The following is a 21,974-nucleotide window of genomic DNA, read 5'->3' on the forward strand; positions in this document are numbered from 1 at the left end:
GTGCCAAACGGAAATCAACTAGGCGCGAAGTTGTCGATCAATATTTCCTGACTAGGGCTCCCTATCGTTCTTTGGATATCCAAGAGCGGACTGCCGCAAAATCACCCAATTTTGGCCGTTTAATGGACGCTCCTCCGACCGGAGGCCAATGGGCCATCCAACCTGCTTATTCGACCTTTCCCGTTGCCTTGGCGACCGCGCGAGTATCGACATGCTGCTGGTAGCTATCAATCTTGCCACCCTTGACTATCCAAACATGGGCGACCTGCGAGTTGCAGGGTTTGGCGGTCGCCTTGCCCGTGCCGATGTAGCGTCCTTCCATCACTACGTTTTCTTCATTGGCGATGAAGCGTTCAGGCGCCACGCCAAAAGCGTCGACTTCATCGCCAAGCTGCGCGAAAACGCCTTCGATAACCGCCTGCGGCCCGATATAGGGATTGCGGTCGGCAAGCGGGAAGCTCTCTGCTTCCATCCAGTTTACATCCTAGGCCATCAGCGCGGCCGCTGCAGCCACGTCGCCCCTCCCAATCGCAGCATAGAATTGTTGAACGATTTCAAGTGCTTTAGTCATCACGTAATTTCCTTTATGTTATCAGGAGGAAGCCACCTTCAGGCTTTACCTTGGTGGTTCTGTTGATGTTGCGTCTCAACGAGGCGTCGATTGATCCAATAGCACCGAGGCATCACCGAGCGCTGATACATAGATATTTCCGTCTGCTGTCAGTATCCTTTCGGTCAGCAGCCCCGGCATCGGCCCCCACATCTCGGGAGCGAGGAGTTTAAGGACCGGCTCGCCTTCACTCAGCCGCCTGTATATTTCTGATACAATCCAAGTGCTCGCCTCCGGCGTAGGAGAAAAAAGGGTCTTGCGGTCGCCCGTGTCCGGATCGACTACGTAGATCGCATTGGCAAACGGGCTGGCGACCCACCGATTGCCATCGCCATCCAGTTCGAGATTGTCCGGGGTGGGCAACGTCACCAACACCCGACGGTCACACGGCGTGTCGCGATCAATGTGAGCGCAAAATTAAGGACGCGGTTACCGATAGTTTCGGCCACGTAGACCCGTCCGCGCGTTTCGTCGTGAGCGATACCGTTTGCGAAGTTCAAGTTTTTGACGAGCTTGACGGCAACGGGATTAGGCCGCCCAAACTCATCCGGAGCGATCCGCCAGACCGAGCCATCTCCCATCGGCCTGTCGGCTGCGGCGAACAAACGAGCCTCTGCCCCTTCCCCTGCTGTATTTTCGGTCGACTGGGTAAACCAGACTGCCACGGACGAATCCCGCAGGGCCGCGTTCACACCGAACCTATGGTCGTAGAAACGAGTGACCTTCTCGATCCAGGTATCAGCACGATAGATGTGTCCGCCAGCGATGTCGGCGACGAGGACGTGGCGCATGTCCGGCTACCACGAAATGCCATTGGGACTGTTCCACAGCGGATCAGGTTTGCTCTTGAAACCCGATGCTGCAAAATCGCCGAACGGTTTGATTGTCCCCTCTCTATGAGTACTAACCACTTTTCCCAAAGATTTAGGACTTGCGGGCCGACACGCACGCCCGAAATGGATCGCACTAGTCAAGCATTATGTCCGCTTCGGGCCTACAAGCGGCCGAAAGCCATACTTGCTAGCGCCAGCAGGGATTGGAAGCGGACTACCGCCACGAACGGAGGCGGAGATTTGGAACCCGGCAGCGACAAACCTCACACTCGCTGTGGGGACCAAGTTGACCGCTTCGGTTAAATCCTGCATCGCTTGGCGATAATACCGGAAAGGTTCACAATGCCTGACATTCTGTTTCATCAATATGATAGTTCGCCATTTTCAGAGAAGGTGCGCGTTTGCCTAGGCGTCAAGAAGCTGGCCTGGACTGCTGTCGATCAACCGGTCATTATGCCCAAACCCGAACTTGTGGCACTGACCGGCGGCTATCGCCGTATTCCGGTCATGCAGATCGGTGCAGACATCTACTGCGACAGCCAGCTAATCGTCAGGGAGCTTGAACGACGCTTTCCTGAACCGACGTTGTTTCCGCAGGGCGACCAAGGCTTAGCGCACGCCAATGCGATGTGGTCGGACCGCGCGCTATTCCAGGCAGCAGTTGCGATCATCTTCGGGGGGCTCGGCGACAAAGTCCCAGCGGCTTTTATAAACGACCGCGCAGCCCTTTCCGGCCGGCCGTTTGATCCGGCGACGATGCAGGCGGCTGTCCCCCATATGGAAGCGCAGTTGCGGGCACATGTCGCCCTGCTGTCCGACCAGCTTGCGGACGGGCGCAGGTTCCTGACCGGTGACCGCGCCGGACTCGTTGATGCGAACGCTTATTACAATTTGTGGTTCATCCGGTCTGCCTATCCCCCAGCAGCAAGCCTGTTCGAGAATATGGCTCACGTTGCGGAGTGGCTGGAGCGGGTAAAGGCGATCGGTCATGGTGAGCGATCAGCGGCTAGTCGCGAGGACGCGCTCGATATTGCACGAACATCCGAGCCGATGGCCTGCACAGTTGCCCCTCGGGACGCCGAACTGGAAGGCAAGCGGGTGACCGTTGCCGCCGATGACTACGGGCGCGACGCGGTCAAGGGAGTGCTTGTCGGCTCGTCCGAACATCATGTCTCGATCTCTCGCGAAGATTCCCAGACCGGACAAGTCATTGTTCATTTCCCGCGCATAGGTTTTTCGGTGACGAATTAACGCAGCCTGCAGCGAACTCCCCAAAGAATTTGAGCGAATGGAGAAGGCTAGTGCTGCAGGTCGAGCGGCAGGATGTCACTTACAACGCCAAAATCTGAAAGTCAGAGAAAGCGGGCTCTATAATCGGGGCAACCGAAATAGCCGCTTACGGCCCAACAGCGGAGATTCCGGTGTCGGAAGAAAACAGCGCCCATTTATTGGCTGGGCAAGTCGGTAAGCAACTTATCCAGTGTCGCAGGATAATCGCGAACCCGGATACCGGTCGCATTATAAATCGCGTTGGTGACCGCTGCAGCAGCGCCGCATATGCCCAGTTCGCCAATGCCTTTGGCCTGGATGGGGCTGGCCCATTCGTCTCGTTCCTCTAGCAGCACGACCTCGATTTGCGGGACGTCCAGATTAACCGGAATATGATATTCTGCCAGATCGTGATTAACGATGTGCCCGTCTCGCTTATCGAAAATCAGCTCTTCGGTCAGGGCGCTGCCGATACCCCAGATCATGCCGCCATAGCATTGAGAGGTCGCAGTCTTCTCGTTCAGGATTCGGCCAGCACCAAATACCCCCAGCATCCGTCTCACCCTTGTTTCACCGTTCACCGCATTGACTGCAACTTCGGCGAAATAGGATCCATAGGTAGCCTGTTGTAGGTCCTCCAGTGTCTGGCCTGGTTCAATATGGCCAAGTGCAGAAATTTCCTGGTCGTCCAATATGTCGGAATAGGGTCTCAGGCTGTCACCGGTTCCGGCTTTACCATCTGCCAGCGCCAGATCGGCCTCGTCGCTGCCCAGCTTTTCAGCCAGTTTTTTGCGAATTTCCTCGCAAGCCAGAAACACAGCCGACCCCGCAGAAGATGCTCCCCACGATCCACCCGAGCCCGGCCCGGCGGGAAAATCGGTATCACCCAGTTTTGTGTCGACCTTGTTTGCCGGCAAACCCAGCATGTCCCCGGCGATTTGCGTCAATATCGCATAGGTTCCGGTGCCGATGTCGGTCATGTCGGTTTCGACCACGGCGGTGCCGTCGGCGCGCAATGTTACTCTGGCTTTCGCTTCCGAGAGGATGTTGACCCGGGCGGCGCCGGCCATCCCGTGACCTATCAGCCAGTCGCCCTCGCGCAAAGCGCCCGGCTTCCTGTTGCGCTTGTCCCATTCAAACAATTTCGCGCCTTCGTCGAGTGCGTCGATGAACCGACGGGACGAATAAGGAATGTCCTGCTCCGGATGGCGGCCAGGGACATTGCGCCGCCTTAGCTCAACCGGATCTATGCCCGCTGCTTCCGCAAGCTCATCCATGGCATTTTCCAAAACCTGCATGCCAACCGCTTCGCCGGGCGCCCGCACCGAGCCGCCACAGGTGCGGTTGACCCGGGCCACTTCGATGCCGAGCTTCCGGTTCTTGCCGCCATATATGAAGTGGGTGGCCTGCGTCACCGGCTCGTAAAATTCCTCCTCCGGCAGGTTTGACACCAGACATTCGTGACCAAGGCCCGTCAAAACCCCGTCTTCATCACAGGCCAGCCGGACATGCTGACGGGTTTCCGACCTGCGCATCGTGGTTTCGAAAACCTGCGGCCGCGACAAGGTGACGCAGACCGGTTGCCCGATTTCCTTGGCAGCGAGCGCGGCGGCAACGGCTTCTGGCGAAATACCCAGTTTGGAACCGAAGCCGCCGCCAACGAAGGGCGACAACATACGGATGTTTTCCGGCACGATGTGCAGCGCGTCGGCCAGTTCGTTGATATTGAAATTGAGCATCTGATAGCTGCCGCGGAGGGTCAGCTTGTCACCTTCCCAGCTCGCGATGGCGCAATGCGGCTCCATCGCAGCACTGTTATGGCCCGGCGTGCGATAGACCTGATCCACGGTGAAGGCGGCATCCGCCATGGCCTTGTCGAGATTGCCCTGATCAAGCTGGTCATCCTCCGGTTTGTCGGTGGGGGTATCGTCGGCCTCCGGGTCGAATGCCGCGTTGCCCAACGCCTCATAGCTGATCTTCAAAATATGGGCGGCATGGCGAGCCTGCTCGAATGTATCGGCCACAACCAGCGCGATCGGTTGACCGAAATAATCGACCTGTCTAGATCCTTGCGGCGGCGCTTCGTTGGCACCACCTTGCGCTGGTCGTCTCAGCAAACGGTCATCCGTAATGACTGCGCGCACACCATTTTTGCCGATTATTTCGGCGCTCGCGACCTCGGTCACTCGCCCCTTGGCAATCGTCGCGCGGACCAGCACACCGTGGATCATGTCCGGCAAGTCCCATTCGTGCGCATAGGTCGCTTGCCCGGAAACCTTGAGCGGCCCGTCCGGCCGATCCATCGGCGACCCGACCAGTCCCTGAACCATATCGTCGAGCCGGTTCCGCGTGTCGGCCTTGTCCATTTTGTGATGTGCGGTCATGCGGCTGCTCCTGTTACGGTGGCTTCTTGCAAGACGGAGATTAGTAAGCGACGGGTCAATGGAATTTTGAAATCGTTGCTGCCATACCCCTCGGCCTCGGCGAGCAATTGATCGGCAGCCCTGCCGAACAATTCTACTGACGGCTTCTTACCGATCAAAAGCGCTTCCACGGCTTCATCACGCCATGGCTTGTGCGCCAGTCCGCCGAATGCCAGCGCGACAGAATCAATGGCCTCGCCTTGCAACTTCACCACTGCAGCGACAGAGCAAAGCGCAAAGGCATAGGATGCCCGGTCGCGGATTTTCCGGTAAATCTGCTTTCCCTCAGGTGGGCCCGGCAGGACCACGGCGGTGATCAAATCCCCCGCCTCAAGGATATTATCTCTCTCAGGATTGTCGCCGGGCAAGCGGTGAAAATCCTGGACCGAGACCTGCCTGATCTCGCCGTCAACATTTTCGATCTCCACTTGCGCATCCAGTGCGGTCATCGCCACCGCCATATCTCCGGGATAGGTGGCGATACAGGCTTCGCTCGCCCCCAGTATCGCGTGAATGCGGTTAAAACCCGCCAGCGCCTGACAGCCAGAACCCGGCTCACGCTTGTTGCACGGCATGGCGGTATCGTAAAAATAATAGCAGCGGGTCCGCTGGCACAGATTGCCGCCGGTGGTCGCCTTATTGCGCAGCTGCCCGCTCGCCCCCGCCAGTATCGCACGCGTCAGAACTGGATAATCGCGCCGGACACGCTGATCGGCGGCGCAATCGCTGTTTGTTACCAGCGCGCCGATCCGCAAACCTCCTTCGTCGGTCTCGGTGATTTCGGAAAGGTCGAGCCGGTTGATATCGACCAGCTTCTCCGGGGACATTACCTCGAGTTTCATCAGATCGAGCAGATTGGTGCCGCCCGCTATGAAGGTTGCATTATTCGCTGCTTCCGCTGTAGCACTGGCACGGTCGCGAGCTCGGGAATATACAAAAGGATTCATGACTTTTCTCCGGCAACCTCACGGATCGCGTTGACGATATTGGGATAGGCAGCGCAGCGACACAGGTTGCCGCTCATCCGCTCCGAAATTTCTTCATTGCTTAGCGCTTCTGGACCTTCGAGATCGTCGGAGACAAAACTCGGCCATCCCGCCTTTGCTTCCTCTAGCATCGCCGTGGCCGAACAAATCTGGCCAGGCGTGCAATATCCGCACTGGAAACCATCATGAGCGACAAAGGCCGATTGGAGCGCCGACAAATTACCCGGTTCGCCAAGCCCTTCAATGGTCGTGATTTCGTCGCCGTCGTGCATGCAGGCAAGCGTGAGACAGCTGTTTATCCGGCGCCCTTCCACGATCACCGTACAGGCTCCGCATTGCCCATGATCACAGCCCTTCTTGGTTCCGGTCAGCCCCAAGTGGTTGCGCAGTGCATCAAGCAAAGTCACTCTACTGTCGGCCTCGAGCTTGCGGCTTTTTCCGTTCACGATCAGTTCTGTGGTTTCCATTTTGACGGTCTCCTTCGGATATATGCGATATCAGAGCGCCCGATCAGGTGGCGGAGCCCATCGTGGATGCTTGGCGAGCAATCCAGAGTCGCAGTGTGCGTCATCATTTTACGCACTGTCGCCGCGATGGTTCCGCAACATTGAAAGTGCACCGCAACAAATGTTTTATGGTCTCCGTTCCGCTCCTGATCGGGAGCGTGAAAGAAAAGGTCATATCGCAGAAAAGAAATTTTCGAAGGGCGCCACTCAAAATCGCGCTGGCTCATATCGCTTGGAGAAAATTCTATCCGGCACCGTAATTTTTTTGGGAACGGAAATCGACAAGCGTGGTTGCTTCCTTGCAACGCGATGATCCGCGACCATTCTGAGGAGTGATTAAATGACCAAAAGCAAATCCCCGTCCAAGTCGAGCCAGTCAACAGGTTCAAGCAGCCCTGCTCTCGAAAATACACTCCATGCAATCCAGCCCGGCAGCGGTCGCGTCGACCATGCAGAAGAGCAGCGGGACACCGGCGGTGAAACTCATCAGCAGATAAAGCCGGATGCAGATCATAGTGATGGCGTTGCCCATCTGACCGACAATTTCGGGCATCGCATTTCCGACAACCAGAATAGTCTCAAAGCCGGCGCGCGCGGTCCCAGCCTGCTCGAAGATTTCGTGCTTCGCGAAAAAATATTCCATTTTGACCATGAACGCATTCCCGAACGTATCGTCCACGCGCGCGGCTCCGGAGCGCATGGCGTATTTGAGGTAACAGAAGCGATCCCCGAGCTGACGAAGGCTGAGCTTTTCCAGAAGAAAGGGAATAGCTGCCCGCTGTTCGTCCGTTTTTCGACCGTCGCCGGATCCAAGGGCTCTAAGGACACGCCGCGCGACGTTCGCGGATTTGCGGTTAAATTCTATACGGAAGCCGGAAACTGGGATCTCGTCGGCAACAATATGGCACCATTTTTCATTCAGGATGCAATCAAGTTTCCGGACCTTGTGCACGCAGTGAAACCCGAAGCCGACCGGGGATATCCGCAAGCCGCTTCGGCCCATGATACATTCTGGGATTTCATCAGCCTGATGCCGGAAAGCATGCACATGATAATGTGGGCCATGTCCGACCGCGCTCTGCCAAGAAGCTTTCGGATGATGGAGGGCTTCGGAGTTCACACCTTCCGTTTTGTCAATGAAGAGGGCAAGGGAACCTTCGTCAAATTTCACTGGAAGCCCAAGCTTGGTATGCAATCCACGACGTGGGACGAGGCCGTCAAGATTTCCGGCGCCGATCCCGATTATCACCGCCGTGATCTGCACGACGCAATTGACGCGGGCGACTTCCCCGAATGGGAACTGGGTATCCAGACATTTGACGAGCAATGGGCAGCCAAGCAGCCATATGACGTGCTCGACGCTACCAAGTTGATACCGGAAGAAGAAATACCGGTTCGTATCATCGGCAAGATGACACTCAATCGAAACCCGGACAATTTCTTCGCCGAGACCGAGCAGGCGGCCTTTCTGCCTACAAATGTCATTCCCGGTATCGACTTTTCGAATGATCCGCTGCTGCAGGGGCGCTTGTTCAGCTATCTCGACACGCAAAAGTCGCGTCTTGGCACAACCAACTTCCACCAGATTCCGGTCAATGCCCCAAAATGCCCGATGCATAATTTTCAGCGCGATGGCCTGATGCAGACGATGGTGCCCACTGGACGCGCCAATTATGAACCAAACAGTTTGGTCGAGGCGGGTGAGGACGGCGGTCCTCGTGAATGCCCGGAAACCGGCTTCAGCTCGTTCAGAGAGAATGCCGAGCGGAATGACCCGACCGAGAAAGTGCGCGCACGCGGTGAACTTTTCGCCGACCATTTCAGTCAGGCACGCATGTTCTATCTTTCCCAAACTGATAACGAACGGGCGCATATCGCCTCCGCGATCGTCTTTGAATTGTCAAAAGTCACACTGTCCCACGTTCGTGAGCGTGTGGTCGCCCAGATAAGGAACATAGATGTGGATCTCGCTAAACGGATCGCTGAAGGACTGGCAATCGATTTGCCGAAAGCGACCAAGCCCGCACGCAAGCCGGTAGACCTCGGCCTATCGGATGCTCTCTCCATTCAGAAGAACGCCAAGAATATCCTGCAAGGCCGTCAGGTCGGCATCCTGTTTGCGGAAGGTTCCGACAAAAAGACCATCGACGCGCTCAAGAAGTCTATCGAGGCCAAGGGAGGCACCGCAATGTTGATCGCACCGAAGATCGGAGGGATCAAGGTGAATGGTGGCACGCTTGAAGCGGACGGCCAGTTGGCCGGAACGCCGTCAGTGCTGATGGATGCCGTCGCTCTTGTGCTCTCGAAGGAATCGGCGGAAAAGCTGACGACAGACAGTGCTGCCGTCGATTTTGTTTGCGACGCCTGGGCGCATTTGAAGGCCATCGGTCATGATGACGGTGCCCGGCTGTTGCTCGATCATTGCCATGTTCCGGCCGACGCTGACGGCGTCTCAGATGCTGGCGCCGCGTTCGCCAACAACGCAGCAGTGCGCTTCTTTGATCGTGAACCCGATGTTCGCGACCTGGCGTGATAAAGAATAGCCGACTGTTCATGCTGGCCGGATGATCGGCTCGCGGCCCTCGTCGACTTCGGGTTACTGGTCGCGAGCGTGATACCGTCCAGCATTTGGTATAATGCCTTTTTTATTGTTCGGCGCAGCACTGTCCGTGGGGCAGCGCTGCGCTGGTCGCACTTCATGTTACTGAAAGGATGAAAGCCGTGCGAAAAATCGGTATCGTGGGTAGCGGCCCGATGGCAATTTACCTGCTTAAATATCTCTCCTCTAGCGATGAACCGCTTGCCATCACTATTTTCGAAGCGTCGTCATGCGCGGGAATGGGTATGCCATATGATCCTGCCCTGAATGCCGATTATATGCTCTGCAACGCTTTTAGCCGCGAGATACCCGCTCCTGTGCGGCCGCTGATTGACTGGCTCAAGGACCGTCCCGCGCGCGAGCTTGGCGAGTGGGAATTGTCGCCGCATGACCTGACCGCTCGCGCATTCTATCCGCGCGTCCTGATCGGCGAATATCTCCATTCCCAATTTGCAGAATTGTGCGAAAACGCACGCGACGCCGGGCACAAGATCGAGGTCCTTACGGAATGCCGCGTCGTCGATGTTGAAGCGGCAGATGGCGCGATGGCGACCGTTCGATATGAATCCGGCCAGTCTATCAAAAGCTTGCAATTTGACGCAGTCGTAATTGCTTCGGGTCACAGCTGGCCCGACGTCCCCGAAATCGACGGGGCGAAGCTGGTCTCGCCCTGGCCCTATACAAATATCACCGGACTGGAGCAGAATGACATAGGCGTGCTTGGCTCGTCGCTGTCGGCGATCGACATAGTAATCGCCCTTGGTCATGCGCGCGGCCAATTCGTCGAAAGCGGTCGCACGATCAGCTGGGTGCCAGATGATATGGAAAGCAAGATGCGGATCACCATGGTGTCGAGAATCGGGATCATGCCCCAGGGCGATTTCTATTACCCCTTTCCCTATGAGCCGCTTGTCTGCCTGACACAGGAAGCGATGGATACTGAAATTGCCCAAGGTCCTGACGGTCTGCTGGACCGCGTCTTCACGCTTTTATGTGACGAACTCGATGAGGCGGACCCCGACTATCTGGACCGCTTGCCGGAGACAGCGAGGACCGTGGACGGGTTCGCACCTGCCTATTTCTCCCATCGACGCGAAATAGGCGGATTACGAGCGGTGAAGCGTGATCTGACTGAATCGCACGAGACCATCCGTCGCAAGGAGACTGTTCCCCATCGCTATGCCTTGCTGCGGGGTCACGAGCGGTTTGATCAAATATTGCGGGAGCTGACAGAAACAGATTATCAGCGCTTTCTCGATCACCTTATGCCGGTCTTCGCCGATTGCTACGCTGCCGTGCCGCATCTCTCTCTTGCTCGCATCACCGCGCTTTATGATGCCGGGGTGCTTGATCTCGTGGCAACTGAAGAGGGAGCGGAGTTTTCACAAATGAACGATGGTGGCGTCGCGGTGGATACTGAAGACGGTGCCGCGAGCTTTGATGTCATCGTGGATGCGCGCGGGCAAGCGCCCGCAAGTTTGGTGGATCTGCCATTTGCGTCACTGGTCAAAGCTTTACGCAACCCCGCAGAACCAGTGTTGCAGCCATTTACGCTAGACTTGGCGCGAGAAAGTGCAAGCCGGATTTACTGCATGGCAATGCCCCAACTTTTGGAGCGCTACCCATTCTCGCAGGGATTGGCGGAATGCTCGCGCATCGCACGCCATGTATCTGACGATATACTGTATCGGTCGCGCAACCACTGACGTATCAATGAAGTGTTATTTTGTCGGAATTACATCAGCCATACGCTCGAGCACGTGCATACAGAATCTAAACGGGTTACTCTTCGTCGCGCCATAGATCAGATGGCAATTCTTATTGTGCAGCTTTGCACTCAAGTCATCACAAGCAGTTGCCAAGATTTATCTTCCGCCAACTTACGGCCCCAAACCTGCCCGTTCAGCATATCAAAGTGTTATTACTGTTCGAACCTGAGTTAATGGGCACAAGAAATGGTGCCTATCAAGCATAATCTCCAACGATGGAAATGACAGCAATTGGGTCGACAGCGGGCCGGCCGGTTTTAAGGAATTCAGCTTGAAAGCGGTCACCGAACCAGTGGCCGAAGCTTTGGCAGCATTCACCCCAATGTCCACCGTTCCGAGACAATGTTATCCGGTATGAGTTTTGCAGTTGGCTCATTCTCGCCCCGCCCCGCCGTCAGCGATCGATAGACAGATTAACATCATAGAATAGGTGAGGATTTTGGTTCTATTGCAGTGGCTGTAAGAAACGACGATGGAAAAACCACTCGCCCCCCGCCCTGCGGAGCGGGCGGTTATAGACAGGCTGTAGGAAATATTTTTCGATTCTTGGCGCAGTAAAGAGCTTCATCGGCGGCGGCGAACAATGTTTGAGGGTTATATTTGCCATCCTTGCAAACGAAGGCGAAGCCAACCGATACTTTCAGTGTTAACAAACAACCGTTCCACTGTATTGGCCTGAGAAGACTAGCAATGAGAGATTGTAATTGAACCTTCGTCTGCGCGCGCGATACCGAAGATGGCAGCAAAACTGCAAATTCGTCACCGCCAATTCGCGAGACCAGATGAGCGTTGACGAACGCCTTGCGAAGATTATTCGCAAGGTTGACAAGACATGCGTCACCAGCAGCGTGACCCCAACGATCGTTGATTTGCTTGAAATCATCGATGTCAAATAGGATTAACGTGTCGATGTCATTCGATGCAGATCCATTACTCGGTTGGTCTAAAAAGCGTTGGAAGCGAGCCCTGTTGGCAACGCCAGTGAGCGGGTCGCATTCAGCTTGCGCTCGGAGAAGTTCCCATTGCAGCCGATCATCTGTTATATCTTGCTTCATGCCAAAAAGCATCTCGGTTCGCCCGTTCGATCCTCGTGTGGCTGCCGTAATTCGTATCCAACGCTCGTTTCCGTCAGGCCGCACGATTCTCGCGTCTAATGTGAAGCCACCGCAATTCTCTATGGCCTGCGACCGCTTGTGCTCAAGCAATTCGCGAGATTCTTCGCAATAAAGTCCGATTGCGGCTTCTCGATCTAAGGCGTCGTCACTAGACAATCCGAAAATGTCAAAAACGCCATCGGTCCAGTTAAGCCGTTCACTTATAAGGTCGCATGACCATGCGCCTATGGGCACCAGTGGCGCGGCTTGGTCAAATAAGTCCAACGACCCGAGCCGTTTATCAAAAGTTGCCAATTCTGCTTTATAGAAATTCCTCGAATTTATTTGGTTCATTGGCTCCATCATTAGTTGTGGCCTGAAGCGAAAATTCAGCAGGACAAGCGTTGTTGCTTAACGCTCCAATGTGAAGATTTCGTTTAGTTCGGTCCATGAACGTCAGATAGGTGGGACTATATCGACACGAGAAATGCTGTTAGGACTTTCCCGTCTCCTGTACTATCTAGACTGGGTATCAACGGAGCTGAAGCAGTCAGTCCTCGTATGCCACTACCCAAAGCGCCCCTCACGTCATACTGGCCCTACTATGTCGGCAGGTGCTCGATCATCAACTATGAACGGATAGTCAGCAATCCTCCCAATTGGGGCGGTTTGGGGATCTGGGGAAGTGCTCAAAAGCGGCCGTTCTTTGAATGCAATTTCCTCGATGTACAATGGCTACAATTGGCTGGAAAGTAGAGTTCGGCCTGCAACGGCGAGTTCTCGCCCAAGCCGCTGTTTCGGACAAGTCTCTCAGCCTATCCTGCACACTGTCGCTCAATTAACTCCCAATTCTCTTCTTGGAGCTGGATTACTCTTTTCAGGGCGACAAGGCTGATCGGCCTACTGAGCAGAAATCCCTGCAATGCATCGAATCCGAGGGACCCGGCGAGTATCTTTTCCTCTTTGGTTTCAATGCCCTCGCATACGGTTCTGGCGCCGAGCGCTCTGGCCATATGGATGATGGAAACGAGGAAATCGATCAGGTGCGGCTTTTCGTTGATGGTGCCGATCAGTGAGCGATCTACTTTAAGGACATTGACGGGAAGATCGAGCAACGTCCGGTAATTCGCATAACCGCTGCCGAAATCGTCGAGGGCAATTTTGGTCCCGGCGGCACTCAATATTTCGAGATTGTTGCGCGCGGCCTGCGACTTTTCCATAACCTCGGTCTCGATAATCTCGATCAGGACCGAACCGGGATTGATGTTATATTCCGCGAGTATGTCGAGAACATTTTTTGCATATCCATGCGATGCGACGTCGCTGGGGCTGGCGTTTACCGAGAAATATTCGATGGTCCCGTCCGCAATGAACCCGGAGAGCTCGGCGCAGGCGCGGCGGAGCACGATCTGGTCCAGCTGGACCAGCAGGCCCAGTCGTCCGGCAATCAGGATGAACTCGTCCGGCGCGATCGGGCCGAGGTCCGGATGGGTCCAGCGGGCGAGCACCTCTACACCCTGAATCAGGCCTTTGCGGGCTTCGAAAATCGGCTGATATGCAACCGACATCCGGCGTTGCTCGATCATCGTTCTCAGGCCGCTTTCCAGCTGTCGCAGCCGCACGTCGTCGGAATAGTCCGAAGACTCGAAGGGGCGGACATTCCCCTTGCCGGCTTTCTTGGCCTTCATCAGGGCAAGGTCGGCATAATGTTTCAGCTCGCTGAGATTCTTTGTGTCAAACGGGTAGCGGGTGAAGCCGAGCGAGCAGGACGCATTGACCTCCCGCTTGAATTCGGTGATCGGCCGGAAGACAAAGTCCGCCATCTGCTGAATCTCTTCCTCGACCTGCAGTTTGGTCTGTCCGGCGCACTCCAGCAGCACCGCAAACTCGTCTCCACCCAGCCGCGAGACGGAGAAGATATTGCCGATCGAATTCAACCGGTCCGCGACTTGGCAAAGCACCCGGTCGCCCATCCGGTGTCCGAACGTATCGTTGATATGCTTGAAATCGTCGAGGTCGATATAGGCGAGCGTGAACGAGCTGGACTTTTCGTCATAGCGTTTCGACAGCAATTGCAGGTCGGCCTGGAAGCTGAGGCGATTGCCGACTTTTGTCAGCGGATCGGTCTGGGCAAGGCTTTGAGCCGTCTCGCGTTCCCGCTCGAGATCGCGCAGACGTTTTTCATATTGCTTCGCATGGTCGTCCGCCTTGCTCTGCAGTTGCGACAACAAGAGATTGTTCGTTTCCTGGGCGGCCTTATGGTCCGTACGCGCTTTCCTGATATCCTCCGGGCTTGCGACGGCTTCGATAATCATCCCGATAAGGCCGGGCTTTCCGTTTGCCAGCACTATCGGAAATTTCCGCGTCAGCGCGAACGTGCCTTCCCCGATTTCTTCGAAACTCGTGCTTGCCTGCCCGCTGAATACCAGATCATCTTCTCGCCAGAAGACTTCGATCTGCTCTTCGTCGAAAAGACTGGTGTCGTCGCGCCCGATGAAATCGTCCAGATTGATCAGCTCCGCGAATGCCTGGTTGCCGTACACCCAGCTATGGTCGGCAGCCTTCACGAAGACCGGCAGCGGCAGTGCGTCCAACATTTGTTTGAGTTCAATCGAGCTCAACATCGTTCAAGCGCCCCTTGAAGTCGCGAACAACCTCAGGGCGATCCAGTTGAAAGAATTGGCGCTAACGCCTTGTATTAGCGAGCTGGCTTTCCGTTGATATTTCCTCGCCAACTCGAACCACATTCAACTCACCTCGCTTTGCACAATTTCTTTGTGAAAATACAGCAATGGAGCTCAAGAGTTAAAGTGGAATAAATATAGATCCGACAGTAAGGACGGTTTTCCAATCAGAGGACGGTTTGGTTGTCTTTTCACCGAAATAGGCTGAACTGGATTTCGGCAACTATCTGGGGAGAACAAACTTGCATTATCGGATCGGCTGCCGAAGGTCCGGTCTGGCCGATCCATCGCCTCGAAAAGGATGGGCGCTCGCGACAAAAAACCGGTCATCAAGATCGCTTATCGTGAATGGCAGTTTCCCACCCCGGTTCTATCGTTCGCGGTGATTAGATGGAAAATAAAAGCAGCCGGACTGGGAACTCCCCGAATACGGACACCAGTCCGTAAGTGGCTGGTGTCCGAGCATAACCATCTCTATGCTTTTTCAACCAGAGTGAGAGTGTCATCAATGTCGACACCCAAATAACGCACCGTGTTTTCGATCTTTATATGACCGAGCAAGATTTGGATTACTCGCCGGTTGCCCCTCGCCTTTGTAAATGATCGACGCTTTGATTTGCCTCAGCGAGTGAGTGCCCTATACTCCGTCTTTCAAAGCCCGATTACAGCAACCCATTTATCAACGGGCCTTGCATATTGCCGAATGCTGAGGTGTCGCGTGTGATCTAACCGACCTGGAAAGACATAGTTGTCGACCGAGCCGCCACGCCTTTCCAGCCAAGCAAACGAGCTTCCCGTTGCATTCGGAGCAATTTCGAACTGGACCGGTCACCCGGCTTTTTGTTGAGTTATCGCCGCCCGATTTCCAATATTCGGCCCTGAGCCCAAATCGCCGATTTGAAGCTGGACCAAGTCACAACCTTTCAGGTTACTGTCGAACGCCAGATCGAACAGCGCCCTGTCTCATAATCTCTGTTCGCGATCGAGAAAGAAGCTGATCGCCCAGATTTGCTTCTGTGTAAAAAGCTTCTTCGGACCGACGGCAATTGGCTCGGTAGCGGACTGTCCGTTTCTGGCAGATCGGCGGCGCAAGCCACCAGTCTTCTAATAAGCACATAGATACCGCGCTCTTAGGTCCAATCTTGGGTAGGCTCGAGCGCTCTAGGCACCTGCTTCAAGGGCCGCCTCTGAGCCGTAAACGGACGGTCGGGTAATTGAACTGCAGATCGTTCAGCGACTCCCGCAGGACAGGATGCGGGAGTCAAAGTCATATTAGAAATCAATCGTCGCGGATGCCTTGAGGGTGCGCGGTGTGCCCAGCGCCAGGTCCGGCCGGAAGGAATCGAAGGCCGATGCCCAATAAGCCTCATTGGCCACATTATCGACGCTCAGACGCAGGGTAAGCGGATTATCGCCCACCAGCGCTACGTAGCGCGCTCCGATATCAAACCGGGTCCAGGAATCGAGAAACAAAGTGTTGGCGATATCGGCAGGCTGTTTGCCAGTGTGCACGACGCGACCGGTCAGCGTCAGCGCTGGTGCAAAGGGCACGTCCCATTCGATATTTGCGTTGAGCAGGAATTCGGGCACCCCCACCGCGTCATTGCCTTCGTTGATACCGTTTTGGGTTTGTCGCAATTTGGCGTCGATCACCGAGCCGCCCGCGATCAGGCGCAGACCCTTTCTAATTTCCCCAGCGAGGGTGAACTCGATCCCGCGGTTGCGCTGGATCCCAAACGGTCCGAATTCGAGCATTGTCGAATCTGCAGGGTCAACACGGAGAATGGCGGTCTCGCGGTCAATCTGGAACAGGGCCAGCGTCATATCCACCGGATCAAGCGAAAGCTTGCCCCCGATCTCGTATTGTTCGGACACATAGGGGGAGAGGACTTCACCGGCATTGCTGACCGGCAGCGCGGCGCCACCGCTCGGGTCGGCACCGCTGACCGGCGCGCTCCCGCCCTGCACCAGCGATTCGATGCGATTGGCATAGAGCGACAGGCCATCGACAGGCTTTACCACAAGGCCAAAGACCGGCGTCCAGGCATCTTCCTTATATTCGCCGGTCAACGCCTCGGTAAAGGCAGAGTAGGATTTCGAACGGATTTCCTGCAGGCGCACGCCTGCGGTAAACATCACTCTGTCGTCCCAGAAACCGACCGTGTCGGAAATAAAAGCGCTCCGCAGGCGCGTGCGCGAAATCGGGAACGGATCGTCGAGATCGCCGCCGGCGAAGGATATTGTGGACGAGCGCGTCACTGTGATCGGATCATAGAGATTGTTGAGTTCGGGTGAAGCAGTGTAGAATTCATAGGCATTGCGGTTTACCAGCCAGTTTATTGAACCGCCGAAATTAATCTCGTTTGAAATCCCCTCGGTTTCGAACCGGGCGCGCAATCCCGCCGTGGCCGCCTCGTTATTGTCGGTGCGCGGAATATAAGAGCTACTGACCGAGATATCGCCTGTGGTCGCATCAATCAGGGTTGGTGTGCTGTAGACGCCCGCTTCCGATCCATCGCGCGCGCCGAAGGCGGCATAGACCATTACATTATCGGCAATATCATATTCGGCGCGGAACTGGCCGAAGACATCGCGCAACGTTGTATATTGCCACGGTTGGCCGAAATTCGTGCTGGCATCAGGTTCGTCAGGGATCACCCCGAGGCCGGACACTCGCAATTTCGGGCGAAAATGCGCCACCTTTATCCGCTGATAGGCGATATCCAGTGACAGGCGCAGCGGTCCGGAATTATAGTCGACCGCCCCACCCAGCACATTGGTGCTGCGGAACTCGTCATCAATCGAGACATCGCCACTCCGCACGGCGCCGTTGACGCGGATTCCCCATTCTCCATCATCGCCCAGTCGGTGACCGATATCGAAACTGCCGCCAACATGCTCGGACGCCGTATAGCCGAGGGTCGCCCGGGTCGTGTCACGATCATTGGCGCGCTTGGGGATCAGATTGACGCTACCGCCAATCCCCGAGCCGCCCGGTGCAGCACCGTTCAGGAAAGCGCTGGAGCCATTAAGTACCTCGACCGATTCATAGAGTTCGGGAGCCGCCAGTTGGCGCGGCATGATGCCGTAGAGCCCGTCATAGCCGATATCGTCGCCGCCAAGCGTGAAACCGCGAATGTTAAAAAGTTCACCGGCGATGCCGAAGCCGGTGGTCGTCCGGATTGTCGGATCATTCTCGAGCACCTGGCCAAGCGTCTGCGGCTGCTGGTTGAGGATCAACGCCGAATTGTAGCTGCGGACGCTGAACGGCAGGTCTTCGGCAGACTTGTCGCCCAGCACGCCGGCGCTGCCACCCTGGCTCACACCAGTCTGGTTCTCACGTTGAGCGGTGACGATGATCATATCTTTGTCAGCGTGAGATTCTTGCGCAAAGGCAGGGAACGCCAGTGCGGGTAGAGTGAAGCTTGTGGCGATCAGGAGCGCAGAGCGCGCAGGCTTGTGGTTCATTCTTGATTTCCCTTTAAATACAAATTCTAATGTTTAGCGCCCATGGGAACGCATGGCCCAAGCGAGCGCCGCCACCGGCGCCGCTAGCGCCAACCAGGACAGGCCGTCACGCCATCCGTCCCCGGTAAGGGCACTCACTAGCCCGACAAATCCAAGCACGAAGATCGCGGCCGGCCATGCAAAGATTACGCGCAGCGGCAAGCCACGCTTGTGGCGTTTGTTCATTCTGCAGGGACCGCCAGCTGTTCAATCTGGCGTAAGTGCGCCCTCGACGAAGGCTCTTTCTTCACCAACCAGAGATAGAGCCCGCTGCCCAGCAGCACTATGGTGAACAGGGTCAGCGTCGCCCACAGGAGTTTGAGGGGAAATCCGCCATAATCGCCGAAGTGCAGGGGACGCGATAGCGACAGCGCCTGATAATACCATGGCATTGGTCTTGCATCGGTGAACTGGCCGGTTTCGGCATCGATCAAGGCGGGGGTCAGCAGTCGCTCCGTCAACGGCGTGTCACCTTGAAAAAATACGGCATAGTGGTGTTTCGAACTGAAAGCTCCGCCGGGAAAGGCAATGAACTGCGGGTTATTGCCCGGCAACACCGTCCGGGCCTGTGCCATGGCCCGGTCCAGCGATCCGTAGCGCGCCGGGGACAGCGCCTCTCGCCCCGTATATTCACTGGTCATGTCGGCCAGTTCGTTTGCCTGCCAGATATCCTCGATCGGCGTCGACAGCGCATTGATCACGCCAGTCAGGCCGACAACCAGCATCCAGGCTAGTGCGACAATGCCCAGCAGATTGTGATAGTCGAGCCATTTGAGGCGGGGGCTGCGCGATACGCGCAATGTCCCGAACTCGAGTTTGCGCATGAAAGGCGCGTAAAGCACTACACCGGATATCAGGGCCGCGGTGAACAATATTCCGATCGCAGCAAGAAACAACATACCCGGCAAGCCTAGGAACATGTCGGTGTGCAGCTGCAGTAGAAAGTGCATCATTCCCCCGTCACTGTCCGCCGTCACACCGATTTGTTCGCCGGTGGAACGATCAAAGGACTGGATGGTCATTTCCGCTCCGGGCGAGTCCGGTCGTGGTGCTGTCGTGACGGTCATCGACGGCTGGTCGTTATCGAACGCCATGAATACGGGCACCTCGCCCGGACGATTGGCCAGCGCGCTTCGCATCATTTGGTCGAGTGAAAGCAGGCCGTCCGCATTGCTGGACGAGCCGATCCCAGGCATGCCGAATTCTGGCTGCTCTTCTGTCATCAGGTCTATTTCGTCATGAAATATCAGCGGCAGACCGGTAATGCAAAGCATCAGCAGGAAAATGGTGCAGACCAAGCTGCTCCATTTGTGCACCAGAAACCAGAGCCGGATCGCTCTTTGTGTCAAATATAAAATCCTTGTTGCAATCGATTATCATTAGCTTTTATCGCTCAACCTCGTCCGTTGCAAGCATGAAATTCCGGCTATGATTCAACTTTGTTTTTTGACGCTCATTGGTCAGCTAACGGTGTGATATGGCACTGCTATCGCGGCAGAGCTCTATTTGAACCGGAAAATAGGTGGATCAATTCGAAGTGTCACACCGACATAGCTTCTCTCTGGTCACCGGAGGTGCGAGCGCTCCATCAGGGCCATTGCTGGAGTAACCAATATACCGTGCACGAATATGGAAATACAAATGACGAGTGCGACGATTTCCCAGAGCAAATCTCCCGATCCGAAGTTTCCGTGGTTTAACGCGAACGAAAGATAATAGGCCGATCCTAGCCCCCTGATGCCAAAGAACGATATCGTAAACTTGTCGAGAGAGGGCTTGCTCAAGCCCATCAAACTGCACCAACCAATTACCGGTCTGATGACTAGTATCGTAAGAACCGCGAAGACGATTAGCTCGGTTCCCAGTGCACTGAATAAGCCGCCCTTGGAAATCATCCCGCCAAAGAAAACCAGCATGAACATCATCAGCAACCGCTCGGTCTCGTCGGCAAAATCGTGAAGTCGCTTGTTGAAACCATGACCATCTGACGCCTTGCGAAGCATTAGCCCCGCTAGAAACACGGCAAGGAAACCGTAGCCATGGGCGAATTCAGTCACGGAATAGACAATCAATGTTACGCCCAGAGCAACAAATCCGTCACCGGTCCGCGATAGCCGCGTAGTTTTGGGCAAAGCGTAAATGATTTTGCCAATCAGTTTTCCAGCCAAAATCCCGATGATCGAACCGATGAACAATCGAAGTAAAAGATCGTCCGATATCCAGCTAGTCCAGACGTCTAATCCGAATCCAGCAAAGCTCGCGGCAATGGCCAGATGTATAAAGGGAAAGGCGAGAGCATCATTGAGCCCTGCCTCGGTAGTCAGCGAAAACCTCGCGTCATCTTCATCGGCCGATTCAGTGGACAAGATTTGAACATCGCTTGCAAGAACAGGATCGGTTGGAGCAAGGCAAGCACCTAACAGGAGGGCGGCTGGCAAGGGCAAACCCAAATAATAACCGCCCAGAAATGCTACGGCAATAATTGTGAGCGGCATCGCAACGCCGAGAAGACGGATAGGTATTTTCCAGCCGTCCAGACTAAACGGCCGCGAAATTTTCAATCCTGCTCCCATCAAGGAAATAATGACAATGAGTTCCGTCGCCATTTCGATAATGATCGGTGCCTCAACTGGATGCGGTGAATATTGTTCGAATGGTGGAAATGAAAAGAGAACAATACCCGATATCACGCATATGATCGGGAGAGACAATGGCATCCTTTTCAAGATCAATGGCAGCCAGGCGACCATCATGATCAATATACCGATACCGAGCAATAGAGGCAGATATGATTCCACCACATCCTGACCCGCAGCAATTTGCATCATCGGGTCCGAAGCAGAGGTGCCGCCTGTCATCGCAAATAAATGGTCAATTGGATCAGTCCCTTGTTGGCATTTTTCTTTGCTCTGACATCAGAACACAAAAAGAGGCTTATCGATTTCGGCTTCGCATTAGCGAGAGGATCGTATTCAAAAGAATGAAAATGACGAGTGCTAACCCTGTGGTCATGGCGGCAATCGCATAATAACCAGCGCCGACTGCGATTCCGATCGCACCTGCGAGCCACATCCCGGCGCCGGTGGTCAGGCCAGACACCCCATCATGCTTGGTAATGATCGTTCCTGCGGCAAGAAACGCGACGCCTGCTGTTACCGCCTCGATTATTCTGATGGGATCTGCCTGAATATTCTGCTCGTCGTTTGCAAGTGTCAAGCTGAGCTCGATTGCCATAATCGTAAATAGGGCAGCGGCAAGCGATGTCAGAATATGAGTTCTCAAACCCGCAGGCCGGTCCTTAAACTCCCGTTCTATACCTATTAACCCACCGAGCACGCAGGCTAGGATCAAACGCATTGCAATCGTTGTGAGACCCATTTCAGTATCCATATCTTTTCGTCTCACACTCAATCTCGCCGACAATATTTGGAATTGCCCAAAAAAATGACCGGCGAAAAATGCCCTTAAAAACAAAAATGCTTTGAAATAGCAAAGGTTCCCACGAGAGATGTTTGTTCCAATATTTGTGTCTCACACTCAGCTTATGGATTTTGTGCCAATATATGTGGACGATCGATGGCAAAGCATTGATTGAGCTACTGACATTGTTGGTTCTGCGTGCTGGGTTTTCAAGAAAGCAGCGGGTTCAGGATCGTCGAACGTGAACGCTAAAGCAGCTTTTCGCCAAACGAAC

General features: G+C 55.1%; 16 protein-coding genes and 1 pseudogene. 3 read left to right on the top strand and 14 right to left on the bottom strand.

Annotated features, from left to right (window positions below):
- Positions 1–166: 166 nt before the first annotated feature.
- From AAC060_RS11485 to AAC060_RS11495, 3 genes are all read right to left on the bottom strand, one after another.
- Complete coding sequence (locus AAC060_RS11485) at positions 167–472, bottom strand: nuclear transport factor 2 family protein (RefSeq protein WP_339826286.1); 306 nt, start codon at positions 470–472, stop codon at positions 167–169.
- Between the two features lie 174 nt (positions 473–646).
- Positions 647–979: a hypothetical protein gene (locus AAC060_RS11490; protein ID WP_339826288.1), complete on the bottom strand. Its 333-nt coding sequence runs from the start codon at positions 977–979 to the stop codon at positions 647–649.
- Positions 976–1,401 (bottom strand): hypothetical protein, encoded by a 426-nt coding sequence (locus tag AAC060_RS11495; RefSeq protein WP_339826290.1) that lies wholly within the window; start codon positions 1,399–1,401, stop codon positions 976–978. The genes AAC060_RS11490 and AAC060_RS11495 overlap by 4 nt, the downstream gene beginning before the upstream one ends.
- Positions 1,402–1,785: 384 nt before the next feature.
- On the opposite strand from AAC060_RS11495, the gene AAC060_RS11500 reads away from it, so the two are divergent.
- Complete coding sequence (locus AAC060_RS11500; RefSeq protein ID WP_339826292.1) at positions 1,786–2,694, top strand: glutathione S-transferase family protein; 909 nt, start codon at positions 1,786–1,788, stop codon at positions 2,692–2,694.
- Positions 2,695–2,888: 194 nt separating this feature from the next.
- Here the strand turns inward: AAC060_RS11500 and AAC060_RS11505 are convergent, their stop codons facing one another.
- The 3 genes from AAC060_RS11505 to AAC060_RS11515 are packed head-to-tail and all read right to left on the bottom strand — an operon-like array spanning position 2,889 to position 6,588.
- Positions 2,889–5,096 carry a xanthine dehydrogenase family protein molybdopterin-binding subunit gene (locus tag AAC060_RS11505; protein WP_339826294.1) on the bottom strand — a complete coding sequence of 736 codons (2,208 nt, stop codon included), beginning with the start codon at positions 5,094–5,096 and terminating at the stop codon, positions 2,889–2,891.
- A complete protein-coding gene (locus AAC060_RS11510) occupies positions 5,093–6,082 on the bottom strand; it encodes a xanthine dehydrogenase family protein subunit M (protein WP_339826296.1) in 990 nt (329 codons plus the stop codon). Before AAC060_RS11510 ends, AAC060_RS11505 begins: the two co-directional genes overlap by 4 nt.
- A complete protein-coding gene (locus AAC060_RS11515) occupies positions 6,079–6,588 on the bottom strand; it encodes a 2Fe-2S iron-sulfur cluster-binding protein (RefSeq protein ID WP_339826298.1) in 510 nt (169 codons plus the stop codon). The genes AAC060_RS11510 and AAC060_RS11515 overlap by 4 nt, the downstream gene beginning before the upstream one ends.
- A gap of 379 nt (positions 6,589–6,967) precedes the next feature.
- Here AAC060_RS11515 and AAC060_RS11520 point away from each other — a divergent pair, with 379 nt between their 5' ends.
- Both AAC060_RS11520 and AAC060_RS11525 read left to right on the top strand, forming a co-directional pair.
- Complete coding sequence (locus AAC060_RS11520; RefSeq protein WP_339826300.1) at positions 6,968–9,160, top strand: catalase; 2,193 nt, start codon at positions 6,968–6,970, stop codon at positions 9,158–9,160.
- A 188-nt stretch (positions 9,161–9,348) separates the two neighbouring features.
- A complete protein-coding gene (locus tag AAC060_RS11525; RefSeq protein WP_339826302.1) occupies positions 9,349–10,932 on the top strand; it encodes an FAD/NAD(P)-binding protein in 1,584 nt (527 codons plus the stop codon).
- 575 nt (positions 10,933–11,507) lie between these two features.
- Here the strand turns inward: AAC060_RS11525 and AAC060_RS11530 are convergent.
- The 8 genes and pseudogenes from AAC060_RS11530 to AAC060_RS11565 form a co-directional block, all read right to left on the bottom strand.
- Entirely contained in the window at positions 11,508–12,443 is a 936-nt protein-coding gene (locus tag AAC060_RS11530; protein WP_339826303.1) for a diguanylate cyclase, read from the bottom strand.
- Between the two features lie 461 nt (positions 12,444–12,904).
- Positions 12,905–14,713 carry an EAL domain-containing protein gene (locus tag AAC060_RS11535; protein ID WP_339826304.1) on the bottom strand — a complete coding sequence of 603 codons (1,809 nt, stop codon included), beginning with the start codon at positions 14,711–14,713 and terminating at the stop codon, positions 12,905–12,907.
- 534 nt (positions 14,714–15,247) lie between these two features.
- A pseudogene (locus AAC060_RS11540) lies at positions 15,248–15,820 on the bottom strand (tyrosine-type recombinase/integrase).
- A gap of 225 nt (positions 15,821–16,045) precedes the next feature.
- A complete protein-coding gene (locus AAC060_RS11545) occupies positions 16,046–18,241 on the bottom strand; it encodes a TonB-dependent receptor (protein ID WP_339826306.1) in 2,196 nt (731 codons plus the stop codon).
- Between the two features lie 33 nt (positions 18,242–18,274).
- Positions 18,275–18,466 (bottom strand): hypothetical protein, encoded by a 192-nt coding sequence (locus tag AAC060_RS11550; RefSeq protein ID WP_339826308.1) that lies wholly within the window; start codon positions 18,464–18,466, stop codon positions 18,275–18,277.
- A complete protein-coding gene (locus AAC060_RS11555; RefSeq protein WP_339826310.1) occupies positions 18,463–19,629 on the bottom strand; it encodes a PepSY domain-containing protein in 1,167 nt (388 codons plus the stop codon). The genes AAC060_RS11550 and AAC060_RS11555 overlap by 4 nt, the downstream gene beginning before the upstream one ends.
- A 216-nt stretch (positions 19,630–19,845) precedes the next feature.
- Positions 19,846–21,039, bottom strand: a complete 1,194-nt coding sequence (locus AAC060_RS11560; RefSeq protein ID WP_339826312.1) for a cation:proton antiporter — start codon at positions 21,037–21,039, stop codon at positions 19,846–19,848.
- 175 nt (positions 21,040–21,214) lie between these two features.
- The gene (locus AAC060_RS11565; protein ID WP_339826314.1) at positions 21,215–21,670 is read right to left on the bottom strand and encodes an MgtC/SapB family protein; all 456 of its coding nucleotides are present in this window, start codon (positions 21,668–21,670) and stop codon (positions 21,215–21,217) included.
- Between the last annotated feature and the right edge of the window lie 304 nt (positions 21,671–21,974).

The organism is uncultured Parasphingorhabdus sp. (genome assembly GCF_963975555.1).
Classification (GTDB): Bacteria; Pseudomonadota; Alphaproteobacteria; order Sphingomonadales; family Sphingomonadaceae; genus Parasphingorhabdus.

Excerpts from the sequence above, each read along its gene's own strand:
- AAC060_RS11500 (WP_339826292.1), top strand. The coding sequence starts at position 1,786 with ATGCCTGACATTCTGTTTCATCAATATGATAGTTCGCCATTTTCAGAG.
- AAC060_RS11545 (WP_339826306.1), bottom strand. The coding sequence starts at position 18,241 with ATGAACCACAAGCCTGCGCGCTCTGCGCTCCTGATCGCCACAAGCTTC.
- AAC060_RS11515 (WP_339826298.1), bottom strand. The coding sequence starts at position 6,588 with ATGGAAACCACAGAACTGATCGTGAACGGAAAAAGCCGCAAGCTCGAG.
- AAC060_RS11565 (WP_339826314.1), bottom strand. The coding sequence starts at position 21,670 with ATGGATACTGAAATGGGTCTCACAACGATTGCAATGCGTTTGATCCTA.
- AAC060_RS11535 (WP_339826304.1), bottom strand. The coding sequence starts at position 14,713 with ATGTTGAGCTCGATTGAACTCAAACAAATGTTGGACGCACTGCCGCTG.
- AAC060_RS11495 (WP_339826290.1), bottom strand. The coding sequence starts at position 1,401 with ATGCGCCACGTCCTCGTCGCCGACATCGCTGGCGGACACATCTATCGT.
- AAC060_RS11485 (WP_339826286.1), bottom strand. The coding sequence starts at position 472 with ATGGAAGCAGAGAGCTTCCCGCTTGCCGACCGCAATCCCTATATCGGG.
- AAC060_RS11520 (WP_339826300.1), top strand. The coding sequence starts at position 6,968 with ATGACCAAAAGCAAATCCCCGTCCAAGTCGAGCCAGTCAACAGGTTCA.
- AAC060_RS11510 (WP_339826296.1), bottom strand. The coding sequence starts at position 6,082 with ATGAATCCTTTTGTATATTCCCGAGCTCGCGACCGTGCCAGTGCTACA.
- AAC060_RS11505 (WP_339826294.1), bottom strand. The coding sequence starts at position 5,096 with ATGACCGCACATCACAAAATGGACAAGGCCGACACGCGGAACCGGCTC.
- AAC060_RS11530 (WP_339826303.1), bottom strand. The coding sequence starts at position 12,443 with ATGAACCAAATAAATTCGAGGAATTTCTATAAAGCAGAATTGGCAACT.
- AAC060_RS11550 (WP_339826308.1), bottom strand. The coding sequence starts at position 18,466 with ATGAACAAACGCCACAAGCGTGGCTTGCCGCTGCGCGTAATCTTTGCA.